This is a genomic window from Paenibacillus sp. FSL H7-0703 (assembly GCF_038003485.1).
Lineage (GTDB): Bacteria > Bacillota > Bacilli > Paenibacillales > Paenibacillaceae > Paenibacillus > Paenibacillus polymyxa_B.
Window position 1 is genome coordinate 5,082,035 of record NZ_JBBOPF010000001.1, and the last position, 21,098, is coordinate 5,103,132.

At 45.0% G+C, this 21,098-nt stretch carries 19 protein-coding genes; 16 read left to right on the forward strand and 3 right to left on the reverse strand.

Annotated features, from left to right (window positions below; genetic code table 11):
• Positions 1-25: 25 nt before the first annotated feature.
• The 11 genes from MHB46_RS22865 (at position 26) to MHB46_RS22915 (ending at position 11,098) form a co-directional block, all read left to right on the forward strand.
• Positions 26-1,618 carry an ABC transporter substrate-binding protein gene (locus MHB46_RS22865; protein WP_341163527.1) on the forward strand — a complete coding sequence of 531 codons (1,593 nt, stop codon included), beginning with the start codon at positions 26-28 and terminating at the stop codon, positions 1,616-1,618.
• Positions 1,619-1,752: 134 nt separating this feature from the next.
• On the forward strand, positions 1,753-3,024 hold the full coding sequence (locus MHB46_RS22870; RefSeq protein WP_023989677.1) for a M20 family metallopeptidase: 1,272 nt from the start codon (positions 1,753-1,755) through the stop codon (positions 3,022-3,024).
• A 13-nt stretch (positions 3,025-3,037) separates the two neighbouring features.
• Complete coding sequence (locus MHB46_RS22875) at positions 3,038-3,973, forward strand: DUF1177 domain-containing protein (RefSeq protein ID WP_341163528.1); 936 nt, start codon at positions 3,038-3,040, stop codon at positions 3,971-3,973.
• A gap of 63 nt (positions 3,974-4,036) precedes the next feature.
• Positions 4,037-5,026, forward strand: a complete 990-nt coding sequence (locus MHB46_RS22880) for an ABC transporter ATP-binding protein (RefSeq protein WP_061829731.1) — start codon at positions 4,037-4,039, stop codon at positions 5,024-5,026.
• Entirely contained in the window at positions 5,010-6,011 is a 1,002-nt protein-coding gene (locus MHB46_RS22885) for an ABC transporter ATP-binding protein (protein WP_341163529.1), read from the forward strand. The genes MHB46_RS22880 and MHB46_RS22885 overlap by 17 nt, the downstream gene beginning before the upstream one ends.
• Before the next feature lie 214 nt (positions 6,012-6,225).
• Positions 6,226-6,669: an Hsp20/alpha crystallin family protein gene (locus MHB46_RS22890; RefSeq protein ID WP_165178567.1), complete on the forward strand. Its 444-nt coding sequence runs from the start codon at positions 6,226-6,228 to the stop codon at positions 6,667-6,669.
• 342 nt (positions 6,670-7,011) lie between these two features.
• The gene (locus tag MHB46_RS22895) at positions 7,012-8,013 is read left to right on the forward strand and encodes a phosphotransferase (RefSeq protein WP_341163530.1); all 1,002 of its coding nucleotides are present in this window, start codon (positions 7,012-7,014) and stop codon (positions 8,011-8,013) included.
• A 90-nt stretch (positions 8,014-8,103) separates the two neighbouring features.
• Positions 8,104-9,255, forward strand: coding sequence for an immunity 26/phosphotriesterase HocA family protein (locus MHB46_RS22900; RefSeq protein WP_341163784.1), 1,152 nt, complete (start codon positions 8,104-8,106; stop codon positions 9,253-9,255).
• A 35-nt stretch (positions 9,256-9,290) separates the two neighbouring features.
• The gene (locus MHB46_RS22905) at positions 9,291-9,809 is read left to right on the forward strand and encodes a hypothetical protein (protein ID WP_341163531.1); all 519 of its coding nucleotides are present in this window, start codon (positions 9,291-9,293) and stop codon (positions 9,807-9,809) included.
• 36 nt (positions 9,810-9,845) lie between these two features.
• The gene (locus MHB46_RS22910) at positions 9,846-10,505 is read left to right on the forward strand and encodes a DUF2625 domain-containing protein (RefSeq protein ID WP_341163532.1); all 660 of its coding nucleotides are present in this window, start codon (positions 9,846-9,848) and stop codon (positions 10,503-10,505) included.
• Positions 10,506-10,561: 56 nt separating this feature from the next.
• Positions 10,562-11,098 carry an SMI1/KNR4 family protein gene (locus MHB46_RS22915; RefSeq protein WP_023989666.1) on the forward strand — a complete coding sequence of 179 codons (537 nt, stop codon included), beginning with the start codon at positions 10,562-10,564 and terminating at the stop codon, positions 11,096-11,098.
• Positions 11,099-11,177: 79 nt separating this feature from the next.
• Here the strand turns inward: MHB46_RS22915 and MHB46_RS22920 are convergent, their stop codons facing one another.
• The gene (locus MHB46_RS22920; protein WP_322160632.1) at positions 11,178-11,762 is read right to left on the reverse strand and encodes an RBBP9/YdeN family alpha/beta hydrolase; all 585 of its coding nucleotides are present in this window, start codon (positions 11,760-11,762) and stop codon (positions 11,178-11,180) included.
• Between the two features lie 287 nt (positions 11,763-12,049).
• On the opposite strand from MHB46_RS22920, the gene MHB46_RS22925 reads away from it, so the two are divergent.
• On the forward strand, positions 12,050-13,795 hold the full coding sequence (locus tag MHB46_RS22925) for a methyl-accepting chemotaxis protein (RefSeq protein WP_341163533.1): 1,746 nt from the start codon (positions 12,050-12,052) through the stop codon (positions 13,793-13,795).
• Between the two features lie 114 nt (positions 13,796-13,909).
• Here the strand turns inward: MHB46_RS22925 and MHB46_RS22930 are convergent, their stop codons facing one another.
• Together MHB46_RS22930 and MHB46_RS22935 are read right to left on the reverse strand one after the other, a co-directional pair.
• Entirely contained in the window at positions 13,910-14,479 is a 570-nt protein-coding gene (locus MHB46_RS22930) for a DUF1697 domain-containing protein (protein ID WP_341163534.1), read from the reverse strand.
• 32 nt (positions 14,480-14,511) lie between these two features.
• Entirely contained in the window at positions 14,512-15,162 is a 651-nt protein-coding gene (locus MHB46_RS22935; protein ID WP_341163535.1) for a hypothetical protein, read from the reverse strand.
• 211 nt (positions 15,163-15,373) lie between these two features.
• Between MHB46_RS22935 and MHB46_RS22940 the strand changes: the two genes are divergently transcribed.
• The 4 genes from MHB46_RS22940 (at position 15,374) to MHB46_RS22955 (ending at position 21,096) form a co-directional block, all read left to right on the forward strand.
• Entirely contained in the window at positions 15,374-16,366 is a 993-nt protein-coding gene (locus MHB46_RS22940; RefSeq protein ID WP_341163536.1) for a hypothetical protein, read from the forward strand.
• A complete protein-coding gene (locus MHB46_RS22945) occupies positions 16,366-17,454 on the forward strand; it encodes a hypothetical protein (RefSeq protein WP_341163537.1) in 1,089 nt (362 codons plus the stop codon). The genes MHB46_RS22940 and MHB46_RS22945 overlap by 1 nt, the downstream gene beginning before the upstream one ends.
• Before the next feature lie 81 nt (positions 17,455-17,535).
• Positions 17,536-18,474: an ADP-ribosylglycohydrolase family protein gene (locus MHB46_RS22950; protein WP_341163538.1), complete on the forward strand. Its 939-nt coding sequence runs from the start codon at positions 17,536-17,538 to the stop codon at positions 18,472-18,474.
• A gap of 234 nt (positions 18,475-18,708) precedes the next feature.
• Positions 18,709-21,096 carry a polyprenyl synthetase family protein gene (locus MHB46_RS22955; RefSeq protein WP_341163539.1) on the forward strand — a complete coding sequence of 796 codons (2,388 nt, stop codon included), beginning with the start codon at positions 18,709-18,711 and terminating at the stop codon, positions 21,094-21,096.
• The last annotated feature ends 2 nt before the right edge of the window (positions 21,097-21,098 follow it).

The following is a 21,098-nucleotide window of genomic DNA, read 5'->3' on the forward strand; positions in this document are numbered from 1 at the left end:
ATCATTAAAGGGGAGAACGTAAGCCATGTTGAAAAAAAGTCTTTCTCTAATTGTCGTCTTGTCTACGTTGCTATGGACGGCAGGTTGTGCGAGCAATGCTAACAGCCCGTCCGCTTCATCTGGAGAGAAAGGCGCAGATGCCCCATCCCCACCAAAGACGATTACACTTGCTTACTCGGAGGGAGGGTCAACCATGGACCCTGCTGAAGCAAGTGATCTTACATCGGACACCCTTGTGCTTGCGCTCTATGATCAGCTTGTGACCTATGGCAAAAAATCTACGGATAGCGGCGAAGTGGCAGATACGGAAGCAATTAAGCCCATGCTGGCTGAAAAATGGGATGTGTCCGCGGATAACATGACTTATACGCTCCATCTGCGTAAAGACGTTAAATTCCAAAGCGGCAACCCGCTGACCGCCAATTCTGTGTTGTATTCCTTTGAACGGCTTAAAAATTCCGATTCCGGTAGCTTCCTGTATGGTATGAGCTCTATTAAAACCGCTATAGCGCCTGATGAGCACACCGTTGTCGTTACATTGTCCCAACCCAATCATATGTTTCTGCAAATCCTGTCATTGTACAACTTCTCCATTGTGGATGATGTGCTTGTCAAAGAAAATGGCGATGGTGACTATTTGAAAACACATGCGGCAGGTTCAGGCCCGTTTAAGCTTGAAAAATGGGACCCTGCGACAGAAGCTGTCTTTAATGCTAATGACAGCTACTGGCAAGGAGCGCCAAATCTGAGCAAAGTAACGATGAAGTTTACCAAGGAAGCTTCCAACCGTGTACTTCTGCTGGATAAAGGCGATGTCGACATGGCGATTGAGATTCCTGCAAAGGATGTTTCGAAGCTGGAAACCAACGCCGATCTAAAGGTTCAATCCAATGCAAGTAACCGGATTCTGTATTTCGCCATGAATAACAAAGTCAAACCTTTTAATGATCCAAAAGTGCGTCAAGCGATTGCTTATGCCATCCCTTACGACCAATTAATCGATGATGTCATGTACGGTCAAGCGAAACAAATGAAGAGTTCTGTAGCGAGTAACACGCCTGGCTACACTGATGCGGGTTACAGCTATAAGCACGACCTGGACAAAGCAAAACAGCTGCTTACAGAAGCGGGTTATCCTAATGGGTTTAATTTTGACCTGACACTGGGTTCCGGCTTCCAGGACTGGGCAGATGATGCCGTATTGATTCAAGCTGAACTTGCCAAGATTGGCGTAAAGATGAATGTTGTCAATGTTGCTCGTGCACAGTTCCTTGAACAGCAACGAGAAGGCAACCTGACAGCATACATTTCCAAATGGACTTCCTTCGTCAACGACCCTGGTTATCATCTCGGGTTTCTGATGTACAGCGGCGGTTCATCGAATTATATGCATTACGCTAATGCAGAAGTGGATAAGCTTTGGGAACAAGCAGGCAAAGAGCAAGATGAAAATAAACGTAAAGAGCTGTATGGCAAAGCACAAGAACTTATAAATCAAGATTCGCCATGGGCGTACCTGTATGAATACAATCGCGTTGTTGGCATGAGCAAAGACGTCACTGGATATGTCTACTACCCAGATGAGGTTATCCGATTCTATTCATTGAATAAAGAGTAAGTTGTGATCTTACCTTATGCCTTCGGTTTTTACAGCCGAAGGCTATCATTTTACACCTGAAGGAGGAAGCTGATCCCGATGGATCGTAAAAAATGTAGTTGGCTAAATGGAAAACGTGAAGGGACTGAATGGAAATGACAGATTGGAAAACGTTAGTTCTCGATGAAATAGATAAACGGCAGGACGAATTGCTTGAGCTATGCTCGCGGTTGATTCAATTTCCTTCGGAAAATCCTCCAGGTGATTCACGCGAAATTAGTCAGTTCATTATGGACTATCTTAAAGAAGCAGGTATAGAAACAACGGTGCATGAATCCGGGCCGAATATGTGGAATCTCATTTCTGATTATGGCGCTGAAACGGCGGACGGAAAAAAACTGATTTTCTGTGGGCATACAGACGTTGTGCCGGCAGGGGATCGTACTCGTTGGGATTTTGATCCGTTTTGTGGTGAAATACGTGATGGCTATCTCCTGGGTCGCGGTGCTTCGGACATGAAAGCCGGACTGGGCGGATTAATATTTACCGTTGCGCTGTTCTCCAAACTAGGCGTACCACTCGAAGGTGCGTTGTCGTTGCTTGTAGTTCCAGACGAGGAAACCGGGGGACATCTTGGAGTACCTTGGGTGCTGGAAAGAAAGCTGATTGAAGGAACAGCTGCTGTGATCGCAGAGCCTTCAGGCCCGCAAAACCCGACCATCGGGCAAAAAGGAAGCTGCTGGTTTGAATTTACCGTTGAAGGCACACCGGGTCATGGCAGTTTGCAGCCGATAGCAGGTGAAAGTGCTATTTTGAAGGCAGCAAAAGGAATTGAAGCGCTGCAACAACTGTGGGACATCAAGCCGGACATCCCGGAAGAAGTCAAAGAGATCATTGAAATTTCCAAGCGTTATGCAAGTGAACGGGAGAACCCAAGCTATGGACAAGCGTTTGATCATGTAACAGTGAACATTGGTACGATTCAGGGAGGCACCAAAGTCAATGTGGTTGCAGACCGTTGCACAGTGCAAGTGGATTCCCGTGTTCCATTTGGCGTAGACCACCGGGATGTACTGGCCAAAGCCAAAGAATTGCTTGCAAGTGTAGGCATTGACGCGGAACCCAAACAATTCGGATTTTATGGTAATGCCAACTGGACCCCTCCAACCGAGCCGATTGTACAGGAACTTGTGGAATCTATCGCTGAGGTCAGCGGTAAAGAGGCCTATGGCGTACTGCAATGGGCAACCAGCGACGCACGTGCATTCCGCAAATACAATATCCCGGTATTGCAATACGGTCCTGCCGAACTGTCGACCATTCACAATTTTAATGAAAAAGCTCCGGTATGGCAGATCATTCAATCTGCGAAAGTATACGCCTTGACGGCGCTTAAATATCTGAAAACAACACAAAAAGAAGCATAAGGGGATCTGCCGTATGATGAAACAAGTTTTTGAAGTCTATGACCTTTTGGATAGTCCGTTTGCCAGCGGGGCAGAAGTCAAAGCTTATTTGGAACAACTGGGTCAAGCGGAGATTACGGTCTCCACCGTGAAAGGTGAAAAGGGGTCTACGGATTTTATTAAAATTGTCATTGCCGGTAAAACGGGTCGCATTCAGGGGGGCGATTCTCCAACCTTGGGTGTAGTAGGGCGACTTGGTGGACTTGGAGCACGACCGGAGATGATCGGATTTGTATCCGATGGTGACGGTGCGGCAGCGGCAATTTCTGCGGCGGCTAAACTTTTGAGCATGCAGTCCAAAGGAGATGTGCTTGATGGAGATGTGATTATCTGTACACATATTTGTCCAGATGCACCTACTCAGCCCCATGATCCGGTTCCATTTATGGATTCACCCGTAGATATTTTGACGATGAACAAATATGAAGTGACACCCGAAATGGAAGCGATCCTGTCCATTGATACGACCAAAGGGAATCGGGTCATTAACCATAAAGGTATTGCCATTTCCCCTACTGTACGTGAAGGCTATGTGCTACGAATTAGTGAAGACCTCGTCGATATTGTTCAGACCGTTACTGGCGAACCGTGTGTCACGTTTGCTGTAACTACGCAGGACATCACACCTTATGGTAACGACCTGTATCACATCAACAGCATTTTGCAACCAGCGGTGGCAACTTCCGCTCCAGTGGTTGGTGTAGCCATCACGGCCGCTGCTCCTGTCCCAGGCAGTGCAACGGGGGCCAGCCACGAAAGCGATATTGCGCTGGCGGCCAAATTGGCTGTAGAAACAGCCAAAGCTTATGGACGTGGGCAATGCTCTTTTCATTCGGAAAAGGAGTTTCAACATATTACTAAATTGTACGGTACCATGAGGCATCTGCAAACGATGGGTAAGTCTGAATAAGCTTATTCCCTAAGAAAAAAAGAACATGAAGGATCAATGATGGACAAGGAGGAGGAAGAGGGCATGGCACAACTGCTTGAAGTAACCAACCTCCGGACGGAGTTCAAGACTGCGGCTGGCACCATCCGGGCTGTGGACGGCGTCGATCTATCGGTTGGCAAAGGCGAAACACTCGGAATCGTTGGCGAATCCGGGTGCGGCAAGAGCATTACCTCCCTTTCCATTATGCAGCTCCTCCCCAAGGGACTTGGGAAAGTAGCCGCTGGGGAAGTACGGTTTAACGGTGAAAACATGCTGGATTTTTCGGAGCGGAAAATGCGCTCGATTCGTGGCAACGAGATGGCTATGATTTTTCAGGAGCCCATGACTTCGCTAAATCCTGTGTTCAAAATCGGCAAGCAAATTGCGGAGTCTGCCCGCTACCACCACGGTGTAAGCAAACACAAAGCAAAAGACATGGCTGTGGAAATGCTGACGAAAGTAGGAATTCCACGTCCAGAAAAAGTAGCCGCTTCTTATCCGCATGAACTCTCGGGCGGTATGCGCCAACGGGTGATGATTGCGATGGCGATGGTGTGCAATCCGAAGCTGCTGATCGCCGATGAACCGACAACGGCACTCGATGTAACCATTCAAGCACAGATTCTTGACTTGATGCGTGAGCTGCAGAAGTCCGAAGGAACTTCCATTCTGATGATTACTCATGACCTTGGTGTCGTTGCTGAAATGTGCGATCGGGTCGTGATTATGTACGCCGGACAAGTGGTAGAAGAAACCGATGTAAAAACGCTTTTTAAAGATCCCAAGCATCCGTATACACAAAGTTTGCTAGCCTCACTGCCGCAATTGAACAGTGATCAGGAGCGTCTGGCTTCCATTCCGGGCCAGGTTCCCAACCCGCTCGATATGCCAAAAGGCTGCCGCTTTGCACCGCGTTGTCAGTTTGCTAAGGAAATTTGCCGTGCAGAGGCCCCGGAGCTTACAGAAGTGGAACCCGGACACAAAAGCCGCTGCTTGCTACAGCAGGAGGGATATCATGAGTACACTGCTTGAAATACGTAATTTGAAAAAACACTATCCGATCAAAAAAGGACTTTTTTCCAAACAAGTGGGAGCAGTCAAAGCGGTGGATGGTATTAACCTGATTGTACAGCAGGGTGAAACCCTGGCAATCGTGGGAGAATCCGGCTGCGGCAAATCCACAACTGGACGGGCAATTCTCAGATTGATCGAACCGACGGATGGAGAGATTCTGTTTAATGGCACGGATATACGTAAGCTAAACACAGAGCAGCTGCGCAAATTCAGAACGGATATGCAGATGGTGTTTCAAGATCCGTTTGCTTCGCTTGATCCCAGATGGACAGTACAGCAGGTGCTGGAAGAACCGCTCATCACGCATGAAAAGCTAAGCAAAACGCAGCTCAAAGAGCGGGTGGACGAGCTGCTCGAAGTGGTCGGATTGTCTCCTTATCACGCCCATCGTTATCCGCATGAGTTCTCGGGTGGTCAACGCCAGCGGATCGGGATCGCACGGGCACTGGCGCTTCATCCCAAATTTATCGTGTGTGACGAGCCAGTCTCGGCCCTCGATGTGTCGATTCAAGCGCAAGTGCTCAATCTGATGAAGGACCTGCAAAAACAATATGACCTGACGTATATGTTCATTTCCCATGATCTGTCGGTCGTCAAATTTATCAGCGACCGCGTGGGTGTGATGTACCTGGGCAAGCTGGTCGAACTCGCACCGACCCAAGCAGTGTTCAGAGAGCCGCTGCACCCGTATACAAAGGCGTTAATGTCTGCGGTACCTGTAGCTGATCCGGAAGCGGAACGTGATCGGATTGTACTTAAAGGGGATGTGCCCAGTCCAGAAAATCCGCCAAGTGGCTGTGCGTTTCATAACCGCTGCCCGGCAGCCATGGAGATATGCAGCAAAGTACAGCCCATCTTTGCCGAAGCTGCACCGGGGCGGCAGGTAGCCTGTCACTTGTACCCAGCTTCTACACCGGAACAAGCGATAGCAGGGCAAGCCTGAGTTGGCTGCCAAAGAATATGTAGTCTCTTGTGAAGTCAAAAGGTCAAAAAAGGTCAAATTGATTGAAATCTAAAACTATTTTTGACAGATCGCTTAGGATCGGGTTATTTCAGTATTTTCAGCCTCTTTTGAACTTTGAGCCTCGCTCTATTCGGTACTATAATATGAATCGTAAGGAACACAAACAACAACCAATTAAAAGGAGCTGATTTTCATGTTTGATCTGGTCCCATTTCGTAAAAGAAATGAAGACTTCTTTGGACAAATGTTTAAATCCTTCAATGGTATGGTTGATGACCACTGGCTTGCTCCATTTGGCAGCAACTCTCAGACGTTTCGGACGGATATTCGTGAAGAAAACGACAGATATCTGGTGGAAGCTGAGCTTCCAGGCATTGCAAAAGAAGATATCGACATCGATATTACCCATAATTATTTGACGATCCGTGCTAAACGGAATGAATATCATGAAGAGAAGGATGATACGAATAAAATGATTCGACGGGAGCGCCGTTCTGGGGAATTTGTCCGACGCTTCTATGTGGATCATGTTGATGAAGAAGGCATTAAGGCAAAACTGGATCAAGGTGTATTGAAACTTGAAATTCCTAAACGTCAGGGTGACGATCGTTCCCGCAGACAGATCCAGATTGACTAAAGGGGTATGATGTACAAGACAGGGCTGATTAATCAGTCCTGTTTTTTTGTGTACGTCCTGTTTAAAAAGACTCGATCACATTGTAAGTGAGCCTTTTAACTCTCCTTAATGCTACTGGAAAAACGTAGGATAAAACTCTTTGGACAAACACAGGACGGTTAGCTTGCGGAAGAGGTATTCCTCCTTCGGTTTAAATTCTTGTGAATTAGAGTCGCCCTCTGCTATAAAATAGGCTATCTGCTATGCTAAAATAATGAAATTACCTGTAAAGCTATTATAACCATACTTCTCGCATGCCGGGGGCAGCCGATGCTATGGACACGAAGAAGGGAGGATACATCCTTGGAAGCAATACTAAGACGGCACTGGCCGGAGTGGAACGGAACGTTGCAGAAACGAACCGGGGGTTGGAATAATACGACGTATTTTGTTAAGAGTGGTGGACGAAGCGGGGTGCTGCGCGTCTACGATACACACAGGGATCGGGATAAAATTGAATTTGAGCATGCGGTTTTGCAGGAGCTGAGTAAGCATTCTCTATCATTCAGAATACCCCAGCCTATTCCGACGGTCACGGGAGAGACGCTCGCTCAACTGGAGAAGGAAAGCGGTAAATATGTGTGTCTGTTCAAATACATAGAAGGTATATCACCCCTGGAGCAGGATTCAAGCTTTGCCTATTCTTTTGGCGAGGCTACGGGCGAATTATCGGCTGTGCTTGCGACATTCAATCTTGATATGACCCCAGTCTATCGACCGTATTATGCTTTGCAGCAATCCTATCCATTGTGTAACCGGGAAACGGTTCAAGGCTTTTGTTTACATCCGCCTGAGCCTCTAAAGGATTTGCATGAAGAGCTGCGGTTAATAGGAGCAGCTTATGAAGAGATTACAGATTCGCTTCATGCATTAGAAGAGTTGCCGCATCAGCTTGTACATGGAGACTTGAACGCTTCCAATTTGTTAGTAAAGGATTCGGATCATAGTCTAGTAACTGCACTGCTTGATTTTGAATTTTGTACGCTAGACGTTCGGGTCATGGAGCCGGCGGTCATCTTATCTGGATTTTTGGGACAACCGGAGGAGGCGACAGCCGTTCGGGATTTTTGCCGGGGCTTCAGCCGCCAGGTTCATTTAAGCCACAACGAGATTGATGCTTTGCCTATTTTGATGCTGCTTAGGAAGGTAGACGTATTTCTTCATTTTTTGAGTCGCTTTCTGGAAGGAACGGATCAGTCACACGTGTTGCAAGAGCAGGTCAAACAGATCGCTGCCGACTTGCTCCAGCTTTCTACCAGCAGTAGCTGGATTCAGGAGGAGTTGGTCCAAGCTGGAACAGTGTAGGAATAAACGAGCTACATGCTACGTTATGTTATAATCTTTGGGAAAATTGAACCCGGGTGCATTGAGATGTACTTGGAACTGGAGGAACAGATGAATCGTTGGCTAACGAACGCGTTACGACCGTACTTCGGGCTGGAGGTGCTGGAAGAGCATTGGGATGTGATAGAAATTAAAGATGGATACTTTATTTGTATGGATGGGGATGTCATTCGCAAGCGAATTTCTTTCACTGAGGATACCTATGGAGAAACCGATGTAGAGATTCTTACGCGTGACCGGGCATTTGTTTTGCCTAAAACGGCTCGTGGCAAAGAGAAAAAGCTGAATTACACAAGTGTTTCGAGCATCAAGGCAGAAGGCGTGACCTTTTCAGCAGGCATTCGAAGGGATCGTCCTCTTAGTTATGTTACTGCTGTGAATAGCAAAACGGGTGTGAAACTCCCTATTACGGGATGTGAGCATTTACATAGTAAAGAAGAGATCATCGATTGGCTTCAGCAATATCCGTCACTTGTGCCCAAGGATTACGATCACAGGCTGCACCGACTGAAGCATATGAAAAATCAGCGTTATAAAACGGTCCCGGGAGACATCTTCCGCGTGGAAATAGACCTTTTCACAGATGGATATGTACTGGTCATTGGAGATCTGCGCCAAATGCAAAAGGATCAGTTGTTTGCAGAGGAAAGCATTTGGAACAGTGTCATGACCATGCCTTTATTCGTGCGTCCGTATCTGTTTACGAGTCGTGACCGTTCAACAGCTTTGGAATCTATCACAGCCGCCCCATTATCCGAAACGACCTGGATTGTTATGGATGATTCCTTTATGCGGGGTGCCTATGAGTGGGTAGGGCATAAGCTGTTAGTGGAAGAGGATATTGTGTTCCCCATCGGCTATGGCTGTAGTACGGATAGTAGAAAAGAAAGAACATATAGTCTATCCTGGGGAACGGGCACGGTTTCCAAACCGGAAGGGGAGACCGTGTTCAAGTCCTCACGAAAATTTTTAAATAACGGTGTGTATTCAAGTGTCGTTGCCGACTGTTTTGGCTCCTGGGAAGAGCGGGAGTGGCACAAAACGCTGGATAATCCGTTACATCAGGATGAGCGTCGAAAAGCACTGGCCGAATTCGGATTCCCGGAAGACATTTCGTATGATAAGTTCAACCGTCAAACGGGAGGACTGACGCGTTCGGAATATCTCGCATATTTGGCAAGAACCTATGGCGGGAAAAAGTGATACAAACGAATTGAATTTTTTAATAGGAGGGGCCCATGAAATATCTTAAGGATTGCCCGGAACCAGGCATGGGAACCTGGTATTTTGAAATAGATTCGGATGGCGTAGCCTATCGGCAAATTGTTATCCAGGATGACGGCACGTATATCGCCTCTAATCGCAAGCACGAGCAGTATCATTTCTTATTAGCTGAGAAAGCGATTGAATATACAGAGCCCTATTATACGCAAATTACAAAAAAAGAGTTTGAAGAAGTCTGGTCCAATTATCTTCGCACCTTCAACCAGGAATGGCATCAAATCAAAAATGCACTGCCTGTTGGAACTAAGGTAAAGGGTTATATTGAAGTATTTTTCCCACACGGTACGCTTATTCATATTTTCCAGCATCATGCGGTCGGATTGTCAGACACTCGTACATATGAGGAAAAGACACCATCCGAGTGGATGTATCCGAAGCATGAGGTCACGGCCATTGTAAAAGGATACGACGAAGTGAATCAGTGGGTGATTTTAGATCAAACGCAGGTTTTCAAACATCAGTTCGCAGGTTGAGAGTGAATTTTGGAATACGCGGGAAGGGGAATGAACATGCATACTTTAACGGTTGAAGAACTGGTGGATAAGGATAACCATGCATGGGAAGAGGTCAGAAATATTCTGAAAGAAGGCCAGAATTCTCATCACATTGTATCGGCCGAATCGGAATCCGCTACGGGGGACACGCTGTACCGTTTGCAGGTGAGTACGAAATCGTATTTGGGAACAGTTGCCTATGAGACAGGGGGAATCGTGTTTGATTACGGTTGGATCACCTTGCTGGGTGCAGGTGGCTCTGGAATTTATGGTAGCTTGACCTCATGGAACGGGCTTCAAGAACCGGAAAGTGTTCCTGCGCTTGAGGGGATGCTAATGGTGGCCTATGATGCAGCAGGTGGATTTTTTGGATTGGATATAGGGAAATTCGGACGTAGCGGTCATATCTACTATTTTGCGCCAGATGCATTGGAATGGGAATCCACTGAGCTGGCCTATTCCGGTTTCTTGAGCTGGTTGGCTGAGGGAGATTTGGGCTTGTTCTACCAGACATTCCGCTGGAACGGTTGGCAGAAGGATATGGAGCAACTTCAGCCGGGAGAGGTATTTGCATATTATCCGCCGCTATGGACCCAAGAAGGTGGAGGGGAGACCAGCAGCAAGTCGCCTATAGACATTACAAATGCATGGCAGGTGGCATTGGATAAGGAATAGCTTTTGTGGTATAAACAACAACTCTTAGAGGCATCAAGGCATGGAGGTTGGCACATATGTGGAGTATTCAATTTGAACAACCGTTTGTAATAAGTCAGGAAGCAACGGATGAACAAATCGCGAATTTTTTGAAAACATGGAACATAAAGCTATCCGAGCAAGAGATTCACGAAATCAAGCAAAGACAAGTGAACCCTTTTCCAAAGTCGTCTCCTTTCTATGATCAATATAAACCTTTAGATCCTGTTGGCTGGCATCTGCCCCAAGGACAATTTCCTGACAGCTATATGGAGTTTTTGAAATATTCTAATGGTGGGGAGTTTCAAAATGGAGAACGTTATTTTCAGTTTTTCAATACCGAAGATTTGAGAGAAATGAACCTTGCCTACGAGTTGCCGGAATATATGCCGGGTGCTGTGTCGTTTGCGATGGATGGGTGCGGAAACCACTATATGTTTGATATGAGAGAGGAAAAAAGAAACAATGAGTATCCCGTTCTTTTTGCTCATTCTGGTAGTTTGGGATATGACGAATGTGAACAGGTTGCCCATTCATTTATAGAGCTGTGTACGGAAAAATGGGCATTGTATTGATGTATTGAACCCGCAATAATGAACCCTTCGCCGGTTCCATTTTGCGGGTTATGTAAGTTTTCAAACTAAGCCTGTCATGCTACTTATTTGCATTCATCATTTCAATTAACACTTGATGTACCATCGGTAAGGTGGTAAAACCGTCACTTTGTAAAAAGTGTCCTCCATGGTCTACCTCATGGAAATCGGCTTGGATGTCTTCAGCTAGTTTCTTACTGAGTGCAAAGGGCACAATTGTGTCATCCTTTGAAGCGATAACTGAACGTGCTTTTAGCGAATCCATGATTTGCTGATAATCCAAAGGGCCATTTGTAAATTCATCTAATGACGGTAGACTCGGCACTGGATCAGTAAAACCGGAAACGAAAACGAGACCACCAAGTGGTTCTGGGATACTTACTTGCTGTAGGTATCTTAATATGGATACACATCCCAAGCTATGACCAATAAAATAGGTGTCTTTATGTAGAACTTTAATATTTTGTAATAGATGCTCGATCCACTCATTAAGTTTGGGGGATTGCGAGTTGGGCATCTCCAGTATACCTACCGATACTCCATCTTCCTGTAATTTGTCTTGTAACCAAGGGAACCAATGATCGGCTGGCGAAGCTGTGTATCCGTGGATTATATACACTTGTTTTTTATTTTGTATGTTTGTCACAATACTTTCTCTCCCATCATTCAGCGTTCGTTTTTTATATGTGCCCCACTTCGTGTAAGGACTCCTCTTCTAGTTTAGCAAATTCTTTAAGCCCATGAATATCTAAAATTTTGAGTTACATAGCAAATCCAAATATGAAGTTGCCTACTATAATATTCTTATTTTTGCAGTACCGTTATTTTACTTATAAATTTAAGCGCTTTCTACCGATATATAGATATATATATCATCACGTTCTGTGATCTGCAGCGTGAACTATTATCCATAGATGATCTGGAGGGGTTTGGATGAGTAACAAGCTATCAGACAGGACTAAAAAAGGAAAAGGTTTTAGAGATTTAAAGGTTACGACAACGATGATCTCCATGATTGTAATCAGCTTAGTGGGTTTACTCATTGTATCGTTGGTAGGGGTTATCGGTATGTATCAAGCTAAAGAGGGTCAAGGTATTTTGTATGTGGATCGCTTTCAACACCAAACGAATATTCTTGAAGTCAAAAGTGATTTCTATAATATGCGGGCTAATTATACAAAAATACTTGACAATAAGGAGTACACAGATAAACAGTATAAGCAAGTGCAGAAAGGAAAAGATAGCGTTACAACTGGACTAAATGAATTCTCACAAAGGAATTTGGATGCTAAGGAACAGAAATTGTACGAGGAACTACGGGGGAGTATAGACACATATTATCAGGATATTGAGCAAATCATGGCAGTCAAAAAAAATAGCGGAACGTATGACACGGAAGAGAGAGGCCGGATTAATAAATCCAGTACGGCAATTGTTACGATGTTGACTACGATTTCAGATTATAACAATGAGCAATCCGCCAACTTATATCAAAATACGCAAAATGAGATTAAAATGCGTACAATTGTTTTGATCACGGTTCTGGCCCTCGTGCTGGCTATTCTTATCACCATCTCCTTTGCGGCCATTCGAAATATCCGTTTTCGTATGAGTACAATTACGAAATACTGTGGGGAGATTACCCAAGGGAATTTAACGGCAGCACTTGATCCTACCTTGCTCAAAGGAAATAATGAGATCGCTGTCATTGCTCGTGCCATTCAACAAATGACAGATTCAACCTCAATGGTCATAACGGGGGTTATCAATGAGTCACGCCAAATTAACCAACTGAGTGACCAGACGAATCATAATATGACAGATCTCAATGAGCGGATTAGAGATGTATCTGCCACGGTCGAACAGCTGTCAGCAGCTATGGAAGAGACTTCGGCATACACCGAAAATATGAACCATTCTGCGGAAGAAATGCAGCGGGCAGCAGAGTACATTTCGGTCAAAACTCAAGAAAGAGCTCAGTCTGCCCATGATACAAGTGTAAAAGCCGAAACATTGAAGCATGCGGCTAGTGAATCCAATAAAGCAGCCAAGGAAATTTACCGGAAGGCCAATGAAAAGATGAAGGAAGCGCTAGAGCGTGCCAAGGGCGTAGACCAAATTCGTTTACTTTCTCAGTCCATCTTAGAAATTACGGCACAAACCAATTTGCTGGCTCTAAATGCATCCATTGAAGCGGCTCGTGCGGGTGAGTCAGGTCGAGGGTTTGCGGTTGTGGCTAACGAGATTCGCAAGTTGGCAGACGGCTCCAAACACGCGGTAGACCAAATTCAGAGTGTTACTCAAGAAGTTGTGCAATCTGTTGAGAATTTAACTACTAATGCCGAAGAATTACTGCACTTCCTGCAAGCCCAGGTAGGCAAGGATTATCAGCTGCTTGAGGATACAGCAGGACAATATTACAATGATGCCGTGGAGCATACGAACACGGTCAATGATTTGAACGCCACCTCTAAGCAGGTGAATGAAACTATCCAAACCATGGTGAGAGCAATCCATGAGATTGCAACAGCCAGCGAACAATCCGCTATATCCACTCAGCACATTGCAGAGAATATGGTTTCATCGACGGAGAAATCTCTTGAAGTGGCACACCAGTCTGATCAGGTGAAGGAAAGCGCGGCCCGACTGAATGAACTGGTCGAAGGTTTTAAAATTTAACGAGGCCAATACACAAAGACTAGGGAAAACATTACATCGAAGAAAAACAGTTGGGGAGCCGTAAATAGGCTCCCTTTTTGAGTTTACTCTTCTATGGTTGCTTTTGGACTACAGTCAAGAGCTCGTATCTCGTAGCTCTTCCTGTTCAGCCGTTTGCATCAGCTTATAGATCTGTCGTGTTGTGTTCACATTCCGCACCGTCATTTGCTGATACAGCTTGGAGCCGACTAATTTCGTTAACCCGCTTTTTGTGACTTGTTCTTTGCTGACAGAAAACAGAACGGCCCCGTTCGTATATATTACATGGCCTATTCCCGGTTTCAAAGGTAGCTTGTCCAGAACGGAAATATCGTTAATTTCATCCCATAGGAACAATACATCACTTTTCATCTGTGTATCATTAGACCATTCATTCGGCAGTGCCTCCATAATGCTCTGAATCTCTTTCATGTTACGGACGATGACGCGGATGGGTAAGCTAAAATCCTCCAGAATCGCCTGTTCCAATATGAGCGAAAGCTCCTGGTTAGACTGGGTCTGACTAGAAAAAACAATGTTTCCAGAATTAATGTAAGTCGTCACATGGCCCATGCAAACCTTTTCAAACGTTTGCTTGAGCTTCTTCATCTCGACCTTGTTGTTACCGCCAACATTGATGCCCCGCAGTAATGCGATATAGATCATATAAGCTCCACCTCTCTTCAAAAAAAGGATTTCTAACAAAGGGATAGGTATTCCAATAAAAACGTGGTTTGATTTTCGCTCAACAGCGGATGCAGCAATGGTTTTACGTGCTCGATATATTCTATTTTGGTTTCGTATGTTTCTTCATCTTTCACTTCTCCCTTAAAGGTACAGGCACCTTCAATCAGGATGGAAAGAGCCGTAAAGAAGTTAGCTAAAGAGTCAGCCACCTGCTGCGGTGCACCGCCTTCGAATGCAGCATATACAGGGGAATCGGGTGCGCTAGTATCGACAATGATTGGATCGTCATTAAAAGTGGCAATCACGACATGATGGGGCGGCCACGAAGAAGATTCTTGGACAAGCTCACCAGATGTAATCCAGCGATAGCCTAGTTGTTGGCGATATAGGTGTTCTGGTGCAGCAAAAAAGAGGACAGCAGCATCCCCGATTTCAACTGCCGCATTTTTCAATTTGTGTGTACCTGCTGCCTTAGCATCGATCATTTCATAATGGCTATACAGATACTCAAGTTCGGGGGATACAGGAATCTGGCTGTCCCAGCAATCTGAAATTTTCTCCATCCGGGGCTGGATGTCGTGGTTTTGGAACAGCCCGTAGGCTTCATTATACAAGTTTTGTTGTTGTACAAAACGGGCCAGAGCTTCGCTTAACTGTTTCATAGGTGTCCATTCCTTTCTAATTGTAGGCTATGACCTTTGACATCACGTTTTACTTCTATCGTAAAGATATCATAATATAGACATGGGGAACATATGTTTCTGTGATTGTGCCGCCTTGCCAGACTATCTAGATTAATTTTACAATATAGGAGTTCGAACATGTTTTGTGCTTAGTTTAATATGCTCAGGCTTACTTGTAAGGAGGATAAGCATGTCATTTTCTAAAATATACGATTACAAATTAAGAGCTTATTTTAATGAGCGTATTTCTGATTTAAGTCATGAATATCTATTTTATTCTTATCCCGATCAAGAGCAAAATTTAAGAATATTAACCCTGAATATAAACGAGCAGGATTATGTTTCTCTAGTGCGATGGCATGATCTGTTTGACAGGTCGCTATTTACAAAAATGGATCATGTCATTCGAAGCGAACTGGATGCTGAACGCCTGATTCGATTGCTTTCGCTCATTTTTAATGTTTTTGATATACATAAAGATGTTGCTTATAGAAGAAAAAACTTATTTTGTTTTTATTATCAATATCAAGTTTCACATCTAGCAGAGAGAGGCAATGAATTCACGTTTGCTCAGGACAGACTATTTTTCCTTCAACATCTTTTATTTGAACTGGGTTTAGGTGACGACATTTATGATCGTTTAACGATTGAAAATAATAGGATCATATACAGAATGGAAGACGCACAACATTATGATCTGCACATTCTTATTAACATTTTGCATGAGCATATTCACAAAAGTAAGATGGATATGGATACACAAGCAGCGCTGGAAAAAATAAAATTTTTACAAGGCCAATGGGTTAACTTCATACTGGGTAGTCATGATGTATATGATTTTCCATTCGATGATTTCAACAAGCCGTTTGTAGAAGTAACGATGTTTATACAAGCCTATAACTCTAATAAAAATAGGGTATTAGAGGTGCTGATCGACTGTATCAATGAGCATCAATCTCCAACAGAGCAGCTCATCTCCAACTTGATCTTGATGAATTACTCCTATTTTGTTCTCAAAAGTAGTCCTAGCGAAATTACATATCTTAAGTTGTTTTGCAAGAAAAAACCGGGAGTTTTTATGAAAGTATTGACTGCATTGCTTGATATCAGATTTTTCGTTGATAAATCCAGCTTCACAAATGCGGGTATAAATTATTATTTATCCAGAATAAAAGGGGTTTAATGATGCCATTCCATCACGTTTCTTTACCTGATTTACCACCGTCCATCGGACACCTTACAGCCATTCATCCACTACAGGGCGACTCTCAGGAAAGCATAACCCTGCTGGCACTAAACACACAAGCAGAACTGTGGAGACTAGAACTTCGGTCTGGCAGCGCAGAATTGTGCACACCTATTTGTATTCCTGATTTTAATCCCATGCAACCTTTCCAAATGGTTACCAGTTCTGACGGCAGCTACGTAGCTATCTCCAATCGTTTTGGACGGCATGCGGCAGTGTATGATTTAGTCCATGCTCAAGAAAAAATGCAATTATCACGGGACGAATATCACTACGATAAAAGTATGTTTCCCCTGGCATTTGTACATCAAGACGGTGCATATATTCTTGTTCATGGGACGGAATGGAACCGGCTTGATCTGACGGATGTAGAAACAGGCATGCTTTTGACAGCAAGACCTACCCCTGTTTATAACAGCGAAAGCAAAAATGAGCACTATCTAGATTATTTTCATGGGAGGCTGCTGATTTCACCAGGTGGAAAGTGGATTGCGGATACGGGATGGGTATGGGCTCCATTAGGAGTGGTCCGAACTTGGTCCTTATCCGATTGGCTGATGAACCCATGGGAATCGGAGAATGGTCCGTCAGTTCGCCATCTTTGGCAAACCATAGATTGGGATGGGCCGGTGTACTGGACAGGACCCGATACATTGGCGGTTTGGGGACAGATGGATGCCGATTTGCTGGAGGAGGAAGATTGGGGAGAGGAAGGAGTTGAACCGGCTGTTGTCCTATTCGATATGACCCAGCCCGGGTACCGGCGTGTGCTTCCAGCGATCCCATCCCTAAATTGTAAGCCTGTTGAAGACGGGGCTTTTCCTTACCCCCAAGCGGATATGGCCATTTGCGACGACCGATTATTCTTATGGGGAAAAGGAGTCCCGCTTCAGGTATGGCGGCTTTCAAGCGGTGTGCGGGAATATGTAGATACGGAGCGGTTTCCACTCGTTTACCATCAAGAGGCAGGAATTTTCATTGAATTGAAACCGGATAGCCGCTGTAAAGCCTTAAGCTACGAATAAATGGCAGTGTCGGGCTTCCTTCCTGGCGAGATGGGAAAATATGCGTTAGTTATTACATTTGAAAAGGGGCGTAAAACCAAAATGGCACTTATCAAGGATCGTTTTTTGGGATGCCTGGTTGGGCTGGCGGTGGGCGATGCTTTGGGAACCACTGTGGAATTCAGCAGTCCAGGTACATTTGAACCTGTAACGGATATCGTGGGCGGCGGTGTCTTTGGGTTAAAGCCGGGCCAGTGGACGGACGATACGTCGATGGCGCTCTGCTTGGCCGAGAGTATGGTGCGAAAAGATGGCTTTGATCCGGCAGATCAAATGCGCCGATACACCAATTGGTACCACTTGGGATATATGAGCAGCACGGGAACGTGCTTTGATATCGGTGGTGCAACGAGAGCAGCACTACATCGCTTCGAAGCTACCGGAGATCCGTACAGTGGGTCCGTTGACCCCATGACTGCTGGCAATGGCTCTATTATGAGGCTTGCACCTGTGGCTATGGCCTATGCGAACCGTCCGAAAGAGGCGGTGATGTACGCTGAGATGAGCTCACGAACCACCCATGGAGCAGTCGAAAGTGTGGAGTCCTGTGCTGTGCTTGCTTCAATCCTTGTGGCAGGTCTGCGAGGAGCGGACAAAGAATCCATGTTATCGGCGGACGTCTGTTATAAGTGGCGGCAGGACGAGCCCGCTTATTCGGCAGCCATTGAAGAAATAATTCGGGGATCTTACCGGCATAAAGAGCCGCCTGAAATACAAGGAACCGGGTATGTCATTCGTTCCCTTGAGGCTGCGTTGTGGGCATTCCACCATTCGACTTCATTTGAAGAGGGAGCACTGTTGGCAGTGAATCTGGGGGATGATGCTGATACGACTGGGGCGGTGTACGGGCAAATTGCAGGAGCTTATTACGGAATAAGCGGTATCCCGAGTCGTTGGCGCGAGAAGCTGGCGATGAAGGAGACGATAGATGAACTGACTGAGGCTTTATGGCATAAGGTCGAGAAGGACCAAACACTCTAAGGAGATATCTATAAAGATCAAGCTGGGCTGCTTTTCCTATGAAGCAGAACCCAGCTTTTTTTGTTCACTATATTTCATGACGATTCACCTCTTGGGATTACTTCTTATATCGCCTCGACCCCATTAAATTTCGTAACCTCACAGATTTTTTTCCGTATAAAGATAAAAACATGATCCGAATTCGTCCCTCAGGGAGAAATGCAACCATGTTTAACAAAATGAGAAGTAGAGGTAATGCATTATATGAATGAAAAATTACAAGCCAATACAGGATATCAGCTGGCTGAGCGGAAGGCGATTCAGTATTTTGCATTACTGTATGATCAGGTCATAGACAAATCTTATGTGACTACCCTGACAGAAGATATTCAAAAGTGGAAAAAAAATCATATTCATCATTCCTCATGGTTATCCTTTTTTTCACGGAGAAAGAGAAAACCTGATACTCGGGACTACAATAGATACATTCAATGGCTGAATTATACAGGCAAATTGGATGATTATCTGGACCGAAGTGTCTCCTATATTTATATGAGGGACCTAGGCAAAGCTCTGAATTCTCCTGACACACATACCCGGATTCAGCGTGTCATTGCAGACGTAAAAAAACACTTGATCCAATCCACCCGTGCAAACGGGGGAGACCAACCGGAATTTATGAATTTGGCCGGGGTGTATCGGTGGGCCCAGAGGGAAGGTATAGAAACCGCGATAATTTGGGTGATCAACAAACTTAGGTCCGTATCCTCCCATATTCCCAAAGAGATGGATGCCGAGCAAGCCCAGCGCAAACTGATTAAGATCATTATCGGGGTTATTTTGCATGTGATGGAAGAAATGGACGATACAGTGTCACCTATGGAACGTGCTCGCAGACTTGATGAAGCCATCAGGCTTGGGTACTCCTATGGTCTAACCTATCCTTTCATTGATGATCTTCTCGACTCCCAGGTTCTGAACGTTCAAGAGAAAGAACAATATTCCCGTATGATACGTGCCGGGCTTCTCAGTGGATCTGTGCCTGAGATGGGCGATTGGACTGGAAATCATATGAGGTTGATTCAATACATACATTCGGAGCTCTCGGATGCATTTGAGTATATTAAGGCACATCAGCGGCCAGACACACAGCAAACCTTTTTCGAGCAGGCTTATGTCTTTTTTCATTCTCAAGATATTGACCGTGTTAAGGACCTAAAGCGAACTACTTATACCAATGAAGAGCTTTATATACCCGTTATTTTGAAGTCCTCTTCGTCCCGATTGATTGTCCGTTCCGTGATTAGTGCTCCTGCGGATGAGGGGTTTGAGCAACGAACATTCTTTTATGGTATCTATAACCAGCTTGCTGATGATTTTGCGGATATGGTTGACGATATGAGAGACGGTGCGGTAACACCTTATACCTACTATTTAAAATATCATCATCAGAGACCGGATTTGATCAATCCCTTTGAATTATACTGGGCGGTTATTTCCTATTTGATCCATAACGTGTATGACTCCGATGCCATGGCTCGTGAGGTGATACTGGATCGTGCAATGAATGGACTCAAACGTTATAAAGAACGTGTAGGTATTGAAAAATATAATGAAACGATGGAGATCTTTGCATCCGGAAATCCGGAATTTAATAATCTCATTCAGAAGATGGTACAAAAAGCGGATGATGTAGATTTCTTAGATAAGCTACTTCGGGACCAGATGATTACTCAACTGAAAAATGATTCGAGGGAAAAGGAAGACTTTATGAATACGGTCAAAATGGTCCGTGAGCAGATTAACAACCAATTGAAAATTACCAAGCCTCAAGGAATTCCGGCCATGAAAGAACAGCTTATTGAGGCTGCAAATTACAGTCTCGAAGGGGACGGGAAGCGGATACGGCCTATATTGACTTGGGTCATGGGCGTGAACGAATATGGATTAGATGCATCGGCAATCGTACCGCTTCTGAGATCACTGGAGTATATGCATACAGCCTCCCTGATCTTTGATGATCTTCCTTCCCAGGATAATGCGTCTACCCGTAGAGGGCGTCAGACCTTGCATCAGGTGCACAATAGCGCTACCGCAGAATTAACCGGTCTGTTTCTGATCCAGAAGGCGATTGGGGAACAATCGTCACTTGACCAGTTCAATGCTGAAACGGTGCTTGCTTTGATACAATACTCGGCCCAGAAAGCAGAAGATATGTGTATGGGGCAGGCGATGGATCTGGATTCCAAAGGAAAGGCACTGACCTTGGAGCAGCTGAATATGGTGTGCTTTTACAAAACAGGAGTGGCGTTTGAGGCTTGTCTGGTTATGCCAGCCATGCTTGCACAGGTCAAGGAGTCGGAAATTGCTGCTTTGAAGAAATTTGCCTATCATATGGGGATTGCTTTTCAGATTAAAGATGATTTGCTTGATGTGGAAGGAGATATGCTCTTACTCGGAAAACCTGTTGGCCAAGATTCTGATAATAACAATTCGAATTTCGTGTCCATCCTTGGTCTTGAAGGTGCCAGTAAAGAGATGTGGGAACACTATTGCCTCGCGATGGAAGCATTGGAAGAGATCCCACGTAATATTGCTTTTTTGAAGCACTTAATGAATTATATCGTGAACCGGGATCGTTAAAA